Source organism: Aeromonas sp. PS2Canimalfood6 (assembly GCF_048276795.1).
GTDB classification, from domain to species: domain Bacteria; phylum Pseudomonadota; class Gammaproteobacteria; order Enterobacterales; family Aeromonadaceae; genus Aeromonas; species Aeromonas caviae.
Genome location: NZ_JBLUXC010000050.1, coordinates 1 through 15,686, shown reverse-complemented (window position 1 = coordinate 15,686; position 15,686 = coordinate 1). Strand labels below are relative to the sequence as shown.

The following is a 15,686-nucleotide window of genomic DNA, read 5'->3' as shown; positions in this document are numbered from 1 at the left end:
GATGAACTGGGTGTTCATTCTGTTATTCGGTTGGGGCCGGGATTTTATATGGTATGACCAGCAAGGCAACGGGGAGAGGGGAACGTGCGGCAAAACGGGATTAAATGCTGAAAGAAATCCCCATAACAGCTTGATAAAAAAAGAAAAGAGTACAGTTGTTTACCACAGCTGTGCGCTCAGTTGGCGAAATTGGATAAAAAAAGAGCGCCCTGGGCGCTCTCTGCGATGACATGAAAATCAGAATTTCATGTTGAACTGGGCGGAAGCCAGGAAGGCGTTGCCGTGAGAGGTGCCTTTCCAGCGGAAGAGTTTATCTTCGTGGCTGGTCATGCCTTCATCCACATCCACTTCCTTGCCATCCAGGTAGGCCATGCCGAAATCGACGCTCATGTCCTGATCGATGTGGTAGGTGGCGCCGGCGCTGTACCAGATACGGTCGGAGTCAGGAATGCTCAGGCTGCGATACTCCGGCTCGATGGGGCTGTTGTCGTAGGCGAAGCCGATACGGGCTTCCCAGGACGGGTTGACGTACCAGGTACCACCCAGGGCGTAACGGGCAGAGTCCTTGAACTTCTCGTCTTTTTGCAGGCACACGCCGCCGGCGCAGTTGCTGCTGGTGGCCTTGAGCTCCTGGAAGGCGCTCCAGTCGGTCCAGTTCACGGAGTAGTGCACCGCGAACTGCTGGTTCAGACGGTGGTAACCGGCGAATTCGGCCTGGGCCGGCAGATCCAGCTTCAGATTGCCATCAACGGTTCTGTAGCCAGAGTACAGACCATTGAAATCACCATCAAAGCTCAAGTCGACCTGGGAGCGGTAGGTCAGGGCCAGGCGGTGGTTTTCGTTGATCTCGTACAGGGTGCCGACGTTCCAGCCAAAGCCCCAGGTATCGCCCTTCTGGTGTGCGATAGCGGTATCGGTGTTATGTGTGAAGGGTGTAGTGACGTTCAGGATCGGAGCGAGATCACCCGCATAACGGTTAAGCTCGGCCTGGGCATAGACGGCGTTGATACCGGCGCCGACGCTGAAGTTGGAGTTGATGCGATAGGCGATGTTGGGGTTGATGTTGAAGGTCAGCAGCTCGGTGTCACCGGCGCCGGCACCGGCCGCGAAGGTCTTGGAATATTCGGTGGAGAGGCCGTAGTTGGAGAAGAGGCCGATCCCCCAGGCCCACTGATCGTTCAGGGGCTGGATGAAGTAGGTGGCCGGCACGAAGGCATCGGGGGCGATGTCGCTTTCGCTGGACGGAGCCAGCTTGGTGGGGCCGGCATAGATGTCGCCAGCCACGTCCACGTCGGGCTTGATATAGGTGCCGGATACAGACAGTGCCATCTTGTCGAAGGTGGTCATGGCCGCCGGGTTGCGGGACAGCACGGCCGCGTTGTCGGCGATGGCTGCTTCACCTGCGTAGGCGCGCCCCAGACCGGAGGCAGAGTGCTCGCTCAGCTGGAACGCAGCGGCGAAGGTCTGGGTGCTGGCCAGGGTCACGGCCGCAGCGATCAGGCTTTTCTTGAAAAAGGCAGTTGTCATAGTGTTCTCTCTTTGTAAGCAGATTTTCTGTCGACATCGCGGCTCTTTGGCGGCTATTGACGACATGATCTGTTGTTATGTCAGCTTCTTCCCATTCATTGCTGGCGTGATTCTATGGATCTGGTAGGAGGTAAGAAATCAGACCAGTGACAGCAGAATACATAAAAGTTTCCATTGTGTTAATCATTTGTTTTAACTTGCCGTTTTATTAGGCTGATTTATCTATTATTGGATAAATAAAGCACAAGTGGTGCCATTTGCGTCATTTAAAATAAATGGTAGAAATGTGACTTCGCGCAGGCAATAGGCGGGAACATGCGGGGATGTGGGGATGAACAGGCAGACAATGAGGATGTCTGCCTGTGATGTGGCTGAGGCGGAGGACGAGTCAGCCTGGATCAAGGTCTGTTAAATGGACCAGTGCAGACGTGACTCAAGCTGGCGGGCAACCGGGGCGAGGGGCTCCTGCATGTCTCCGATGAGCACCATGTTGGCCCCCTTGAGCGGCAGTATCTCCCCCTTGAGGGTCCCGTCTGCAAAATCGGACTGGATCGTCAGTGGCAGGTGCTTGGGGACGAGGAACAGGGTGACCGGTCCCATCTTGCCCTGGAGCACCATGTGCAGGGCCGGTCCCTGGTAGAAGGCGCAGTGGTTGACATAGGTTACCTTCATGCCCGGCATCTCGCTCAGGGTGGCGCCATATTTCTCCATTTTCGCGTTGATGGTGTGCAGGCTGACCCGCTCATCCACCGCATGAATGAAGGGCTCTTCCCCATAAACGTGGGACATGGCGACCTGAGCCAGCGACAGGGTGTCCGGTGCCACAGGCCAGCTGATCCAGCGGGTGCTCATGCCGAGCAGGAAGGCGACCGAGGCTGCGATAGCCAGAGCGCGCCATGGCGTGCTTGCAGGAGTGACGGGCAGCGGGACCACCTGCTCCTCTTCGGCTGCCATCGCCTGCCTGAGCAGGATCCGCTCCGCAAGACCGGCTGGTACGTCCACTTCCAGAGTGCTGCGCACCTGGCGCTCGAGCTGCTGCATCTCGTCCAGATGCTTGCGATTGGCCGGTGACGCCTCGGCGGCTTTCAAGAAGGCGGGATCCCTGTCCGAGGGGTGAGTGATGGCCCGGCGGCGAAATTCAAGCTCATCCATTGGTGTGTCCTCTCTGTTGTTTCGCAGACTCCATGGCCTCTTTTATCTGGTTGCGGGCGCGAAACAGCCTTGTCATGACGGTGTTCTTGTTCAGGCCGAGTTGCTCGGCGATCTCCTCCCCGCTGAATCCCCCCAGAACCTGCAGCAGCAGCGGCTCCTGATACTCGGCAGGCAGGCGCGCGATGTGACGCCTGAGCCATTCGTGCTCCATCTCCTGCTCGCTTGGCAGGACACCCTGATCCCGTAGGGGGTGCTCGTCGAGGTCGACGAGATCGAACTGCTTTCGCTCAAAGCGGCGGGCATTCTCCCGCCGCAATATGGTGATGAGCCACGCCTTGGCAGCCTTGTCGTCCAGCAGGGTATCTATCGCCTTCCAGGCGCGCAGGAAAGTCTCCTGCACCAGATCCTCGGCGATTTGCGGATCCCGGCACAGCCAGTAGGCGTAGCGGTAGATGTCCCCGTGCAGGGCGTGCACCAGGGCTTCGTACTTGGTTTGTTTGTCAGCCATCTCCCCATAGACCGGAGAAGTGCAGGGATCCTTTCCCGTGTCGGCCCTTTTTCTTCTGAAAAAACCTAACGCCATAAAGGGGTGTCCTGTTTCATGAGGGGCGCATCATGCACGCATCCACGCCAGTATTCGAAGACCATAGGCTATCGCAAAGCTCTCCCAGGTGCACAACTCCCTGGCGAGCGCCTGTCTGGGCAGGTGTTCGCCAGGGACTCGCTTGGGGGAAAAACAGGCCCGATCCAGGTCGTCCAGCAGCGCCCCCATGGCGGGGTCGCGGTGACAGGGCAGCCTGGCCAGATGAAGACAGGGGGGGGCCCAGCGCAGGACGGCCCAGGTCAGCAGGGTTTCCCTGGCCTCGTCAGGAGAGCCCGTGGCGAGGGCCCGTTGCAGGCGATAGAAGGCGCGCCAGCGCGGCCAGCGGCGCATGAATGCCCGCAGCAGGATGGCCAGGAGCACCCAATAGAGATACTGGACCCCTGGTGCGGGGGAGGCGGGAGTGGCGCTCTCCCTTGCCGTGAACACCAGAGAATGTGCGGGCAGGCGCGCCTCCTCGATGCGGCCGCTCTGGGTGTTGAACCAGCGCAGGGTCTGGGGGGGCAGCACATAGCGCCCCGCCTCGTCGGCGGTCAGGGCCTGGCGCCACTGGCGCTCGAAGCGAAGCGCCCCCTCGGCCACGAATCGCTCCTGTTGCTGCTCGCCGTCCGGCTTCATGGAGAGGCCGGCGGGCAGGGGCGGGGCCGGCAAGGGGGGCAGGCGGTTGCCATCCCCCCCTTCCATCACCAGGGTGAGGGTGCGGATCACCGGCTCACCCACCCTGGCCTGCGCCGGGCTGAACTGCTGGCGCAGCACCAGGCTGCTCGCCACCGGCTCCAGGGGGGCCTTGTCCACCTTGATGAAGAGGGTCGCCGCCCTGGCGGACAGCAGATCCCCCCCGTTGCCCGGCGCGGTCGCACCGGCCTGGTCCTGGTGCGACAACCGCCCCTGAAAGCGGGGGGATTCGATGGGATGGAGCCCGGGTCCTTTGGCCTGCAGCAGCCATTTTCGCGTGAGACGCCCGGGCAGGCCGGGGCTGGCGGGAGAGTCCCAGCGATCCTCGCCAAGGCGGCGGATGGTAAAGGCCGGGGTGATGGGCTCGCCGAGGTTGGGGGCCTCCAGGTTGGCAGGCAGCCAGAGGGTCAGCTCATAGATGAAGGGCTGGCCGGGGTAGAGATTCCCCTCATGGAGCACCCGGGCCTGCAGCTCGACCGGAGAGAATACCGGATCTTGTGTCGGCATCAGGGTGCCGTCCAGGGAACGTGTCGGCACCGCCAGGGAGGGGGTGAGATCGGCGCCAAGGGGCAGGGAGGGCACCTGGCGCGGGCTGGTATCGAGCAGGTGCAGGGGGATCTGCCAGCGGGTCAGGCTGCGGCTCTGGGCACTGACCCGTTGGATGCTGACCCGCCCGACCGCAAACTGGCGCAGCAGCGGTTGCAGGTTGAGATCCTCATCGCGGTGCAGCCCGTCGGCCTCGATGACGAGCAGCCAGTCGCGCTCGCTCGCCCCCGGCAACAGCTCGGCCTCGACAGGGGCGGCCTGCACCCGCATGGCACACAGGGCGAGCAGCAGCCAGCAGCCGATCCGGGGGGAGAGCAAGCGCAGCACGAGGATCACCAGGGCTCCTCCACCTTGATCAGGGGGCGGCGCAGGGCCTCCTTGCGAAGGCGCTGCTCCAGCAGCAGCACGGGGGGCGCCGGGGGGCGGGGAGCCTCTGAGGCGCGGGCGGGGTCGGGAGTGTCGGCCTGCTCCGGGGCATTTGCCGAGGGCGTTGTCTGCGGCGGGTTGGCCCGCAGCAGGGCCAGGTTGTGCAAGGCATCCCTGTGCCCAGGTTCAAGGCGAAGGGCGCTCAGATAGGCCTGCTCCGCGGCGGCAAGATCCCCGAGCCAGACCAGGGCATTGCCCCTGTTGTAGTGGGCGGTGGCGCTGTTTGCCCTGCCATAGGCGGCGACGGCCCTGGCGTAATCCCCGGCTCTATACCAGGCGTTGCCTTGCCAGACCGGATCCTGGAAGGCGTTGGCCGCTTCCCGATAGTGTCCCTGGCGATAAGCCTGCCAGCCTGCTTCATCTTGTCGGGAGGCCGCCTGCAGGGAAGGGGGCGCGACGCTAATGACGAGGATCACCAGCAGCCAGTGGGCGCCGATCCGCACCAGCAGCGCCAGGGGGAGCAAGGTGATGAGCAGCCAGGGGCCGAGATCCCGGGATTGCCCCTGCGTCAGGGTTTGGCCCATGGGCAGGGGGGCAAAGCGGGGCTGGCCGGAATCAAGCCAGGCCAGCCTGCCTCCGGTGTTGGCGGCAAGGGCGGCCATGGCCTCCTCGTCGGGCGCCGGCAAGGTGTGGCCGATCGGGCTGCCGAGCTGCCAGCGCTCGGCAGCCACGCCGGGCAGCCGGGTCTCCTTGCCCCCGCTGGCCAGCAGGATGTCGAGCCGCGGGGCCGAGCCTGCCTTGCAGAACAGGTCGTTGAGGCAGGGCCAGAGGGCGGCGATGCGATCGCGCGCTGTCCCGGAGAGGCCGTCGGTCACGAGCAGCAGACGGGCGGACTGGCCCGGCGGGATCAGGGTGAGGGCCAGGGCCACGGCGCGCTCGGGGGCGCTGCCCTGGACAGGCATGATGGCCGGGCGCAGGTCCGGCAGCAGCAGGGCGATGGCCTGATGATCCCGGGTGGGAGGCATGGCGAGGTAGGCATCCCCGGCAAACAGGATGAGGGCGATGGGATGGGCCGCGTCCTGCCGCGCTATGTCGGCCAGCATCTCCTGCAATCCCAGCCTTACCCGGGTTGCCCGGTCCGGCGCCAGATCCTGTGCCAGCATGGAGTCGGAGAGATCCAGCAACCAGATATCGAGGGCCGGGCTCGGCATGGGGAGACTCTGCTGGCGCAGGGCGGGGCCCGAGAGCGCGAGGATCACCGGCAGACAGGCAAGCCAGCGCCAGGGGATGGCCCGATGGCGGCTCGGCAGCAGATAGGCCTGCATGGCCGGGGAGAGCAAGCCGGGATCGCGGCGGCGGCGCCACCCCTGCCACAGCCAGGGGAGCAGGGCCAGCAACCAGAGGGGGCGCAGCAAGATCAGCTCCATGGTGCCACCATCATGGCCTGCCTACTCATGGGATGGCCTGTGTGACAGGGGGATGTGCCGGCGGGCTGGCCAGCAGAGCAGCAGCCAGGCCAGGGCCAGTGGCCAGGGGTAGAGCTCCTGGTGGGGCCGGGAGAGGGTCTGGGGCCGGGCGAGGGGCTCCAGGGTGTCGATGGCCTGGTTGATGGCGGCGAGATCGCCCCGGTTGCGGGCGCGAAAATAGCGGCCTCCTCCCAGCGTCGCCAACTGCTGCAACAGGGCTTCATCCAGTTCGGCACTGGGATCGGCGTCCCCTGCGGGCCCGGCGAAGGTGTCGGGGTCGGCTCCCACCCCCAGGGTATAGAGACGGATGCCGGCTTTGGCGGCGAGCCGGGCCTCGGTCAGGGGATCCGCATTGCCCGAGGTATTGCGCCCGTCCGTCACCAGCAGCAGGGCGGTGGGGCGGGTGGGGTCGGCGTGCTGGCGTGCCAGCAGGATGGCTTCCCCCAGGGCCGTGGTGCGCCCCACCAGATCGAAATCGAGCTCCCTGGCCAGGGTGAGCAGGGCCCCGGTCTCCTGGGTGAGGGGGGAGAGCAGATAGGCGTGATCGGCAAAGACGACCAGGGCGATGCGATCCCCCGGGCGGGAGGCGACAAGGTTGCTTATCTGCTGGCGCACCGCGGCAAGCCTGTCCGTTTGCTCTCCGTCATCCAGCATGTCCTGGGTGCGCATGCTGTCGGAGAGATCCACCGCCAGGATGAGGTCCCGGCTGCTCTGGTAGTGAATGATCGGGGGCTCCTGCCACTGGGGGCGGCACAGGGCCAGTACCAGGGCGCACCAGCAGAGCATCATGCGCCACAAGGGCTGCCCCGCCTGGGGCTGGAGCAGGGGAAAACCTCCGTGAACGAGCCGGTTTCCTCCCTTGCGCCCCTTCATGGGAGGCAGGCCGAAGCGCACCAGTAGCGGCAGGGCGAGGGCGAGGGAAAACCAGGGCCAGGCGAGGATCATCGCGTACCCTCCGGGGGAGGTGCCCCCCGCTTGCTTGCCGGGAATCGCGGCGCACTGACGCAGCGTCGCCCCCAGGCGAGATAGGCGAGGCGCAATCTTTTGCGCTGCGCCTCATCGGGCACTCTGCCCCCATAGAGCCAGAGCGGCCACTGGGCGGCAAACTGGGAAAAATCGCTCCCCCCCTTGCTGTCCAGCCAGGCGAGCCAGTCCTCCCCTTGCAGGGGGGCCGCCTCGGGCCAGCGGGCCATGGCCGCTTCTCGCAGGGCATCCTGCAGCCTGGGGACGAGATCGTCGGCCTGCCAGTCTATCCGGAGCGCCCAGTGGCGCTGGCGCCACAGGGTGAGGGCCGTCATGGCGATCAGGTAAGCGGCGATCGCCGCGATCAGCAGCCCCCCGAGGGCCATCAGGCGAGGATCCTGTGCAGGCTCGAGAGCGGGGCCTTGGTGGATGTCGCGCAGCTCGGCACGAATGGCTTGCAAGGCCTCGCTGGACGAGGGCTGGCGATATGCATCCGGTGCGGGCACGCCCTGCTCCCCCCTCAAAACAGACGGCATCCGCCCTCCTGCCACTGGCGTTGCAGGGTGGCGCCGTTGTCGAGGCGATAGAGGCGCGTCACTAGGGGCAGCAACTGCTGGCGACAGGCCTCGGCCTGTTCGTCGGCCGCCCTCTGGTAGCGGGCGCGAAAGTGGGGATCTTCTCCCGCGAGCCAACCGCTGTGTCTGCCTGCCTGCACTGCCAGCAGCCCCTGCTCGGGCAGAGCGGCTTCCAGGGGATCGCGGATCTGCCAGTAGTGGATATCGTGGCGCAGGCGAAGGCGTTGCAACTGCTGGCAGAGTGCCTGGTCCGGTGCCTGGTGATGGCTTATCAGGGTCAATCTGGCCCCGTGGGGCAGGGTGAGTCGTGCCAGGGTCTGGGCCAGCGTCCTAGGCGGGGGGGCGCGATCCAGCCCTGCCTCGTAATGGCGGCAGAGCGCTTCCAGCAGAGGCATGAGAGAGCCGCGCTGGTGCTCTGTGTGGGGGACTGCGCCCTGGCAGATCAAGGTATTGGCCTGTTTCTCCCCCTGCCAGAACAGGGCGGCGGCCAGCTCGCTGCCAAGGCGGGCCTTGAGCTGGGCGCGGGAGCCAAAGTACATGGCAGGTGAGAGATCCAGCAGCAACCAGTGGGCCTGATCCTGCTCTTCCCCGTAGAGGCGGGTGTGGGGGCGGCCGAGGCGGGCGGTGACCCGCCAGTCGATGTGACGCACTTCGTCACCGGCCTGATAGAGGCGAAGCTCCCTGAAATGGAGCCCGGGCTGGCGCCCGATACGCCCTTGGGCCGCCTGATGAATGCGGGCACGCTCGCCCTGGCGCGTCCAGAGGCGCACCGCCAGCAGCCGCTGGAGGGTGAGGGCGATGTCGGGGTGATCCCGGGGCTCGGCGACGGGGGTCATGGCGATAGGGCTGCCTGCGGGGGTCGGCTCAGGGGCATGGAATGGCATCCAGCAGCAGGGTGATGAGCGCCTCGCTATCGAGGTTGTCCGCCAGCGCCTGATAACTCGGGATGAGGCGGTGGCGCAGCACGGCAGGCGCCAGCTGCTGGATGTCTTCGGGCAACACGAAGTCGCGCCCGGCGAGCCAGGCCCGGGCCCGTGCGGCTCTTGCGAGGCCGATGCTGGCTCTGGGACTGGCCCCCACCGCGACCAGGGGGTCTAACTCGGGGCACAGGCCGCTGCCGGGGCGGGTGGCGCACACCAGTTGCACCAGATAGTGTTCGAGGCGCCCCTGCATCTGTACCCCTTGAACGGCGGTGCGGGCTTCCAGCAGGTCGGACTGGCTGAGGGTGACTGGCGGCGTCGGCAGGGCGTCGCCGCGGGCGTTGAGTTGAAGGATGGCCAGCTCCATGGCGGGGCTGGGGTAATCCACCAGCAGCTTGAGCAAGAAGCGATCGAGCTGGGCCTCCGGCAGGGGATAGGTCCCTTCCTGTTCGATGGGGTTCTGGGTGGCGGCGACCATGAAGAGGGAGGGCAGGCGCCAGCTCTTCTTGCCCACGGTGATCTGGTGCTCGGCCATGGCCTCCAGCAGGGCGGACTGCACCTTGGCCGGCGCCCGGTTGATCTCGTCCGCCAGCACCAGGTGATTGAACAGGGGGCCGGGTTGAAACACGAAACTCGCATCCTGGGGATGGAAGACCTCGCTGCCGGTGAGATCGGCAGGGAGCAGATCCGGGGTGAACTGGATACGGGCAAAGCGCCCCTCCACGGCGCCGGCCAGCGCCTTGACCGCCCGGGTCTTGGCAAGACCGGGGGCCCCCTCGATCAGCACATGTCCTTCACATAACAGGGCGATCAGCAGCCCCTCGATGAGGGGGCCCTGTCCCAGGATCTGGCTGCCCAGATAGTCTCCAAGTGCTCTGAACTCGGCCGCTGCCATGCGATAAACCCGTTGTTTTTATGGAAGTTGATCTTTTTATACCCCAGTTGGCTCACAAGGGCGAGGGAGGGTGGCAAGATGGGGACAATTTAGTTTCAATCAGCCGTATGAAATTTGTGATTGGATTGTTAAGATGTGGCGCAATGAGGTCAGACCTCTGCCTTTTTAACCCAAGGAGCCAGGATGAAACAGCCATTGAAACTGACGACTCGCCAGGGCGAACGGATAGCCGTCGTGGCGGGTCTGCGCACCCCCTTTGCCAAGCAGGCCACCGCTTTTCACGGCGTGCCTGCGGTGGATCTGGGCAAACTGGTGGTGAGCGAGATGCTCGCTCGCACCGATCTCGATCCCATGCTCATCGACCAACTGGTGTTCGGCCAGGTGGTGCAGATGCCGGAAGCGCCAAACATCGCCCGGGAGATCGTGCTTGGCACTGGCATGAGCGTCAGCACCGATGCCTATAGCGTGTCGCGCGCCTGCGCCACCAGTTTCCAGGCGGTGGCCAATGTCACCGAATCCATCATGGCCGGCACGGTGGACATCGCCATCGCCGGCGGTGCCGACTCCTCTTCCGTGCTGCCCATCGGGGTCAGCAAGTCTCTGGCCCGCGCCCTGGTGGATCTCAACAAGGCGCGCAACCTCCAGCAGCGTTTCAATATTCTGCGCCGTCTGCGCCTGAAGGACCTGCTGCCGGTGCCCCCGGCCGTGGCCGAGTACTCCACCGGTCTCTCCATGGGGCAGACCGCCGAGCAGATGGCCAAGACCCACCAGATCAGCCGCGAGGCGCAAGATGCGCTGGCCCACCGCTCCCACACCCTGGCGGCCGAAGCCTGGGCCCAGGGCAAATTGAGTGGCGAGGTGTTCACCGCCCACGTGCCCCCCTACAAGTCGCCGCTGGAACGGGACAACAACATCCGCGAAAGCTCCGATCTGGCGAGTTACGCCAAGCTCAAACCGGTGTTTGACCGGGCTCACGGCTCGGTGACCGCCGCCAACGCCACCCCGCTCACCGACGGCGCCGCCGCCGTGCTGATGATGCGTGAAGGGCGGGCCCGCGAGCTGGGTCTGGAACCGCTGGGTTACATCCGCAGCTTCGCGTTTTCCGCCATCGATGTCTGGCAGGACATGCTGATGGGCCCCTCCTATGCCACGCCGCTGGCGCTGGACCGTGCCGGCATCACCCTTGGGGATCTCACCCTCATCGACATGCACGAAGCTTTTGCTGCCCAGACGCTGGCCAACCTCAAGATGTTTGCAAGCGCCGAATTTGCCCGTGACAAGCTGGGCCGGGATCAGGCCATCGGCGAGGTGGACATGGAGAAGTTCAACGTGCTCGGCGGCTCGCTGGCCTTTGGTCACCCCTTTGCCGCCACCGGGGCGCGCATGATCACCCAGACCCTGCATGAACTGCGGCGCCGGGGTGGGGGATTGGGGCTCAACACCGCCTGTGCGGCGGGTGGGCTGGGTGTGGCCATGGTGCTGGAGGTGGAATGATGAGTGCCAAGACTTTTTCTCTGGATATTCGCAAAGACGGCATCGGCATCCTCACCATGGATGTGCCCGGTGAGAGCATGAACACCCTGAAGGCCTCCTTTGCGGACGAGATCCGCACTCTGCTGGCCGAGGTAAAGGGGAACGGGGATCTGATCGGTCTGGTGATCGTCTCGGGCAAGAAGGACTCCTTCGTTGCCGGGGCCGACATCGCCATGCTGGCGGCCTGCACCAGCGCCCAGGATGCCGAAGCGCTGTCCCGGGCCGGACAGGACGTGTTCGCCGAGATCGAAACCCTGGGGATCCCGGTGATCGCCGCCATTCACGGCCCCTGCCTTGGCGGCGGGCTGGAGCTGGCGCTCGCCTGTCATGGCCGGGTGGTGACCGATCACGGTAAAACCGTGCTGGGCCTGCCGGAAGTGCAGCTCGGCCTGCTGCCGGGCTCCGGCGGTACCCAGCGCCTGCCGCGCCTCATCGGGGTGGCCAAGGCACTGGATCTGATGCTGACCGGCAAGCAGGTGCGGGCCAAACAGGCCAGGAAGCTCGGGCTGGTGGATGACATGGTGCCCCCGTCCATTTTGCTGGAAGCTGCCATCAAGCTTGCCAAGAAGGGCAAGCCGCGCCACCACCTGAAACGGGATCTGCAGGGCAAGGTGCTGGAGACCAACAAATTTGGTCGCAAGGTGCTGTTCGATCAGGCCCGCAAGGGGGTCAAGGCCAAGACCCGGGGCAACTACCCGGCGCCGGAGCGCATCATCGAGGTGGTGCGCATCGGCGTGGAGGAGGGGATGCAGGCCGGCCTGCTGGCCGAAGCCCGCCACTTCGGCGAGCTGGTGATGACGCCGGAATCTGCCGCCCTGCGCTCCCTCTTCTTCGCCACCACGGAGATGAAGAAAGAGGTGAGCTATCAGGGGGCCGAGCCGCGCAAGGTGGGTCATGCCGCCGTGCTGGGGGGCGGCCTGATGGGGGGGGGTATTGCCTTCGTCACCGCCACCAAGGCGGGGGTACCGGTGCGGATCAAGGATGTGGCGAGCGCCGGCATCGGCAATGCCATGCGTTACAGCTACGACCTCCTCGCGAGGAAACTCAAGCGTCGCCAACTGCTGCGCAGCGAGCTGGAGAAACAGATGAGCCTGCTCACCGGCACCCTGGACTATTCCGGTTTCCACCGGGTGGACATGGTGGTGGAAGCGGTGTTCGAGGACATCAACCTCAAGCACCAGATGGTGCAGGACGTGGAGCGCGAGTGCGGGGAGCACACCGTGTTTGCTTCCAACACCTCCTCCCTGCCCATCCACCAGATCGCCTCGGCGGCGACGCATCCGGAGCGGGTGGTGGGGCTGCACTACTTCAGCCCGGTGGACAAGATGCCGCTGGCCGAGATCATTCCCCACGCCGGCACCAGTGCCGAGACGGTGGCCACCACCCTGGCCTTCGCCCGGGCCCAGGGCAAGACCCCCATCGTGGTGAAGGACGAGGCGGGCTTCTACGTCAACCGCATCCTGGCGCCCTACATGAACGAGGCGGCGCGCCTGGTGCTGGAAGGGGAGCCGGTGGAGGTACTGGACGGCGCTCTGCTCGACTTCGGTTTCCCGGTCGGCCCCATCACCCTGCTGGACGAGGTGGGGATCGACGTGGGAGCCAAGATCTCCCCCATCCTCGAAAAAGAGCTGGGTGGCGAGCAGTTCCAGGCGCCCAAGGCCTTTGACAAGCTGCTGGAGGACGATCGCAAGGGGCGCAAGAACGGCAAGGGCTTCTATCTCTATGGCAAGGCGGCCCCGCGCAACAAGCTCACCGGCAAGGAGGGCAAGAAGACGGTGGACGCGAGCGTCTACGACGTGCTGGGCGTCAAGCCCCAGGCCAAGCTTGCCAGGCAGGAGATCGCCGAGCGCTGCGTGCTGCTGATGCTCAACGAAGCAGCCATGGCCCTGGATGGCGGCGTGGTGGCCTCGGCCCGGGACGGCGACATCGGCGCCATCTTCGGCATCGGCTTCCCTCCCTTCCTGGGCGGTCCGTTCCGCTACATGGACAGCCTCGGCATCGACTATCTGGTGGGGCGTCTTGAGCACCATCAGAAGCGCTTTGGCGACCGCTTCGCCCCCTGTGCGCGACTGAAAGCGATGGCGGCGGAGCAGCAGACCTTCTACTGATGGCTCTCGACGGCATGCATCGAGCGAGGCGACCCCAAGGTCGCCTCGCTTTTTGTTGGGCGTACCTTTCCGGTTTGGGGCGGGGGAGCGAAGAAAAACGGGGCGGAGAGGGGTAAAACCTTGATCTGGCGCAAACAGGTGCCCCATTTATTACTTTGGTGGCATAGGACTCAGGCGCGGGTTGAGGTCAAATAGTCTTATCAGGAACGGGGGCGACCCCGTCACGAAAGGGACACCCATTTCACTGGATGAAGGACACACTATGAGTCTGCTCGAACACACCATCTGGACTGTATTGGGGTATGGGGCCATGCCCTTTATCTTTCTGAGTGGCTTCGTGGCAGTGGCAGTGACCTGCTGCCTGCTGCTCAATGCCTTCGGGGTCAAGTCCGCCGAGAAGTGAGTCACTCTCGTTCATGCCGCCAAATGCCAGTCCTCGGACTGGCATTTGTTTTTTGTGTCTTCTGAAGCACTTGCCCGCCCCTGATGGGGTAAAGGGAGCGCAAGACGGTCGAACCCGGCGGCCATTTTGATTACACTGACGCCCGGCATGTCCGCCCCCTTCTCTTTTATCAGGTATTCACGACTTCTATGGCGCTCAAGGCAACCATCTTCAAGGCCCAGATCAGCTTGTCTGACATGGATCGCAATCTCTATCAGGACTTCTCCCTCACCCTGGCCCGTCACCCCTCCGAGACCGACGAGCGCATGATGATCCGCCTCGCGGCCTTCGCCTGGCATGCCGCCGAGCGGCTGGAGTTCACCAAGGGGCTCTCTGCCGACGACGAGCCCGAGCTCTGGTGCAAGAACTATTCCGATGAGATTGAACTCTGGATTGAGCTGGGTCAGCCGGACGAGCGCCGCCTCAAGAAGGCATGCAACCGCTCTCGCCAGGTGGTGCTCTACCTCTATGGCGGTCGTGGCACCAGCGTCTGGTGGAAGCAGAACCAGGGCAAGCTCGGTCTGCACGACAACCTGAGCGTCATCGAACTCTCCGACAGCCAGACCCTGCCCCTGGCGGCCATGGTGGAGCGCACCATGCAGCTCACCTGTACCATCTCCGACGGCCAGCTCTGGGTCAGCAACGGCAGCCAGGAGGTGACGCTGGACCCCGTGGTGTTGATGGGACGCCCGGCCCGCGAACTGTAAACGGGATACCCATGTTCAGCGCTCTGCTCAATATCGTCATTCCCGTGTTTGCGGTGGTGGGCCTTGGCGCCCTCTATGGACGGCTGCGACCGGGCGGGGCCCTGGGTTATGTCAACCGGGCCAATATCGAGCTCTTTACCCCGGCGCTGGTCTTCTCGGCCCTGGTGAAATACCCCCTGGATCTGGCGGCGCACCTGCCCCTTGTGGGGGCCGGTGCCCTGGTGATCCTGCTGCCCGGCTTGCTGCTCTCCCTGCTCAAACTCAAGGAGATAGAGCGGGCCGCACTGATCCTGCCCGCCATGTTTCGCAACACCGGCAACCTCGGCATTCCGCTGATGGTGCTCGCCTTTGGCGAGCAGCAGCTCGGCGCCATCGTCATCCTCTTTGTGCTCTCCAACCTGCTCCACTTCTCGGTGGGGATGTTCATCCTCTCCGCCAGCAGCTCCCGCTGGCTCTGGCTGAGAAGCCCCGTGCTCTGGGCCGCCTTCGCCGGGCTGCTGGTGGCCAACCTGCATATCCCGCTGCCGGAATACCTGGTGACCAGCGCCGCCCTGCTCGGTCAGATAGCGGTGCCCCTGATGCTGTTTGCCTTAGGCATCCGGCTGATGGAAGGGGAGCTGGATCATCTGGGGCTGGCCATCAAGTGCAACCTGCTCTACCTGCTGGCGGGAGCCATCTCCCTGGGGCTCGCCGTCTGGCTGCTGCCCCTGGAGCCTGCCTGGATCCCGCTGCTGACACTCTCGGTGGCACTGCCCCCGGCGGTATTGAATTACATCCTGTGCGAGCAGTACCAGTGCCAGCCCGACAAGGTGGCCAGCATCGTGCTCGGCGGCAATGCGCTCTCGGTGGTGGTGATCCCCCTTGCGGTGTGGTTGGCGCTGCATCTGGGGAGTTGACCCTGCTCTGTCTTCCTCTTCAAGGACGCCCGATGGCGTCCTTTTTATTGCCATCGTGCATGTCCGATGTTGTTTTGCTCATCGAGTACAGCCGAGCTTGCTCGCGTATCTGACAAGGTCTTGAAGCCGGTTTAGCCGGATAAGGCAGAGAGTGGAAGGGGGAGAAAGGGAATAAAAAAGGGCGGCCTTGGCCTAATGCCGATCAGTTAAGGATCCATTGACCGATCCTCAGGCTGTGTAAGAATCCGAAACTCCTTGTTGGGTTTCGGATTTTTTTATGCGTATCGACCAAGCTCTCGACTTCATTCACGCCT

General features: G+C 64.4%; 14 protein-coding genes. 5 read left to right on the top strand and 9 right to left on the bottom strand.

What is annotated here, in order from left to right:
* Positions 1 to 237: 237 nt before the first annotated feature.
* The 9 genes from ACNPAA_RS16880 to ACNPAA_RS16840 all read right to left on the bottom strand — a co-directional run bounded on the left by ACNPAA_RS16880 (position 238) and on the right by ACNPAA_RS16840 (position 9,686).
* Positions 238 to 1,527 (bottom strand): outer membrane protein transport protein, encoded by a 1,290-nt coding sequence (locus ACNPAA_RS16880; protein WP_417891889.1) that lies wholly within the window; start codon positions 1,525 to 1,527, stop codon positions 238 to 240.
* Positions 1,528 to 1,935: 408 nt separating this feature from the next.
* Positions 1,936 to 2,679, bottom strand: coding sequence for a DUF3379 domain-containing protein (locus tag ACNPAA_RS16875; RefSeq protein WP_417891888.1), 744 nt, complete (start codon positions 2,677 to 2,679; stop codon positions 1,936 to 1,938).
* Positions 2,672 to 3,262: a sigma-70 family RNA polymerase sigma factor gene (locus ACNPAA_RS16870; protein ID WP_029314498.1), complete on the bottom strand. Its 591-nt coding sequence runs from the start codon at positions 3,260 to 3,262 to the stop codon at positions 2,672 to 2,674. Before ACNPAA_RS16870 ends, ACNPAA_RS16875 begins: the two co-directional genes overlap by 8 nt.
* Before the next feature lie 30 nt (positions 3,263 to 3,292).
* Positions 3,293 to 4,828 carry a hypothetical protein gene (locus ACNPAA_RS16865; RefSeq protein WP_417891891.1) on the bottom strand — a complete coding sequence of 512 codons (1,536 nt, stop codon included), beginning with the start codon at positions 4,826 to 4,828 and terminating at the stop codon, positions 3,293 to 3,295.
* 5 nt (positions 4,829 to 4,833) lie between these two features.
* Positions 4,834 to 6,294, bottom strand: coding sequence for a vWA domain-containing protein (locus ACNPAA_RS16860; protein WP_417891887.1), 1,461 nt, complete (start codon positions 6,292 to 6,294; stop codon positions 4,834 to 4,836).
* A gap of 21 nt (positions 6,295 to 6,315) precedes the next feature.
* Positions 6,316 to 7,278: a VWA domain-containing protein gene (locus ACNPAA_RS16855; protein ID WP_417891886.1), complete on the bottom strand. Its 963-nt coding sequence runs from the start codon at positions 7,276 to 7,278 to the stop codon at positions 6,316 to 6,318.
* Entirely contained in the window at positions 7,275 to 7,832 is a 558-nt protein-coding gene (locus ACNPAA_RS16850) for a DUF4381 family protein (protein WP_417891885.1), read from the bottom strand. The genes ACNPAA_RS16855 and ACNPAA_RS16850 overlap by 4 nt, the downstream gene beginning before the upstream one ends.
* On the bottom strand, positions 7,817 to 8,707 hold the full coding sequence (locus ACNPAA_RS16845; protein WP_417891884.1) for a DUF58 domain-containing protein: 891 nt from the start codon (positions 8,705 to 8,707) through the stop codon (positions 7,817 to 7,819). Before ACNPAA_RS16845 ends, ACNPAA_RS16850 begins: the two co-directional genes overlap by 16 nt.
* 28 nt (positions 8,708 to 8,735) lie before the next feature.
* On the bottom strand, positions 8,736 to 9,686 hold the full coding sequence (locus ACNPAA_RS16840) for an AAA family ATPase (protein WP_039039116.1): 951 nt from the start codon (positions 9,684 to 9,686) through the stop codon (positions 8,736 to 8,738).
* 183 nt (positions 9,687 to 9,869) lie between these two features.
* Between ACNPAA_RS16840 and fadI the strand changes: the two genes are divergently transcribed.
* The 5 genes from fadI to ACNPAA_RS16815 all read left to right on the top strand — a co-directional run bounded on the left by fadI (position 9,870) and on the right by ACNPAA_RS16815 (position 15,372).
* Positions 9,870 to 11,180 carry an acetyl-CoA C-acyltransferase FadI gene (gene fadI, locus ACNPAA_RS16835; protein WP_417891883.1) on the top strand — a complete coding sequence of 437 codons (1,311 nt, stop codon included), beginning with the start codon at positions 9,870 to 9,872 and terminating at the stop codon, positions 11,178 to 11,180.
* Positions 11,180 to 13,327 carry a fatty acid oxidation complex subunit alpha FadJ gene (gene fadJ / locus ACNPAA_RS16830; RefSeq protein WP_010674669.1) on the top strand — a complete coding sequence of 716 codons (2,148 nt, stop codon included), beginning with the start codon at positions 11,180 to 11,182 and terminating at the stop codon, positions 13,325 to 13,327. The genes fadI and fadJ overlap by 1 nt, the downstream gene beginning before the upstream one ends.
* A 262-nt stretch (positions 13,328 to 13,589) precedes the next feature.
* Entirely contained in the window at positions 13,590 to 13,730 is a 141-nt protein-coding gene (locus ACNPAA_RS16825; protein WP_010674670.1) for a TIGR02808 family protein, read from the top strand.
* A 188-nt stretch (positions 13,731 to 13,918) separates the two neighbouring features.
* On the top strand, positions 13,919 to 14,476 hold the full coding sequence (locus ACNPAA_RS16820; protein ID WP_010674671.1) for a YaeQ family protein: 558 nt from the start codon (positions 13,919 to 13,921) through the stop codon (positions 14,474 to 14,476).
* A gap of 11 nt (positions 14,477 to 14,487) precedes the next feature.
* On the top strand, positions 14,488 to 15,372 hold the full coding sequence (locus tag ACNPAA_RS16815; protein WP_201872715.1) for an AEC family transporter: 885 nt from the start codon (positions 14,488 to 14,490) through the stop codon (positions 15,370 to 15,372).
* Positions 15,373 to 15,686: the final 314 nt, after the last annotated feature.

Excerpts from the sequence above, each read along its gene's own strand:
- ACNPAA_RS16850 (WP_417891885.1), bottom strand. The coding sequence starts at position 7,832 with ATGCCGTCTGTTTTGAGGGGGGAGCAGGGCGTGCCCGCACCGGATGCA.
- ACNPAA_RS16820 (WP_010674671.1), top strand. The coding sequence starts at position 13,919 with ATGGCGCTCAAGGCAACCATCTTCAAGGCCCAGATCAGCTTGTCTGAC.
- ACNPAA_RS16870 (WP_029314498.1), bottom strand. The coding sequence starts at position 3,262 with ATGGCGTTAGGTTTTTTCAGAAGAAAAAGGGCCGACACGGGAAAGGAT.
- ACNPAA_RS16815 (WP_201872715.1), top strand. The coding sequence starts at position 14,488 with ATGTTCAGCGCTCTGCTCAATATCGTCATTCCCGTGTTTGCGGTGGTG.
- ACNPAA_RS16845 (WP_417891884.1), bottom strand. The coding sequence starts at position 8,707 with ATGACCCCCGTCGCCGAGCCCCGGGATCACCCCGACATCGCCCTCACC.
- ACNPAA_RS16855 (WP_417891886.1), bottom strand. The coding sequence starts at position 7,278 with ATGATCCTCGCCTGGCCCTGGTTTTCCCTCGCCCTCGCCCTGCCGCTA.
- fadJ (WP_010674669.1), top strand. The coding sequence starts at position 11,180 with ATGAGTGCCAAGACTTTTTCTCTGGATATTCGCAAAGACGGCATCGGC.
- ACNPAA_RS16860 (WP_417891887.1), bottom strand. The coding sequence starts at position 6,294 with ATGGAGCTGATCTTGCTGCGCCCCCTCTGGTTGCTGGCCCTGCTCCCC.
- ACNPAA_RS16875 (WP_417891888.1), bottom strand. The coding sequence starts at position 2,679 with ATGGATGAGCTTGAATTTCGCCGCCGGGCCATCACTCACCCCTCGGAC.
- ACNPAA_RS16880 (WP_417891889.1), bottom strand. The coding sequence starts at position 1,527 with ATGACAACTGCCTTTTTCAAGAAAAGCCTGATCGCTGCGGCCGTGACC.
- ACNPAA_RS16840 (WP_039039116.1), bottom strand. The coding sequence starts at position 9,686 with ATGGCAGCGGCCGAGTTCAGAGCACTTGGAGACTATCTGGGCAGCCAG.
- ACNPAA_RS16825 (WP_010674670.1), top strand. The coding sequence starts at position 13,590 with ATGAGTCTGCTCGAACACACCATCTGGACTGTATTGGGGTATGGGGCC.
- fadI (WP_417891883.1), top strand. The coding sequence starts at position 9,870 with ATGAAACAGCCATTGAAACTGACGACTCGCCAGGGCGAACGGATAGCC.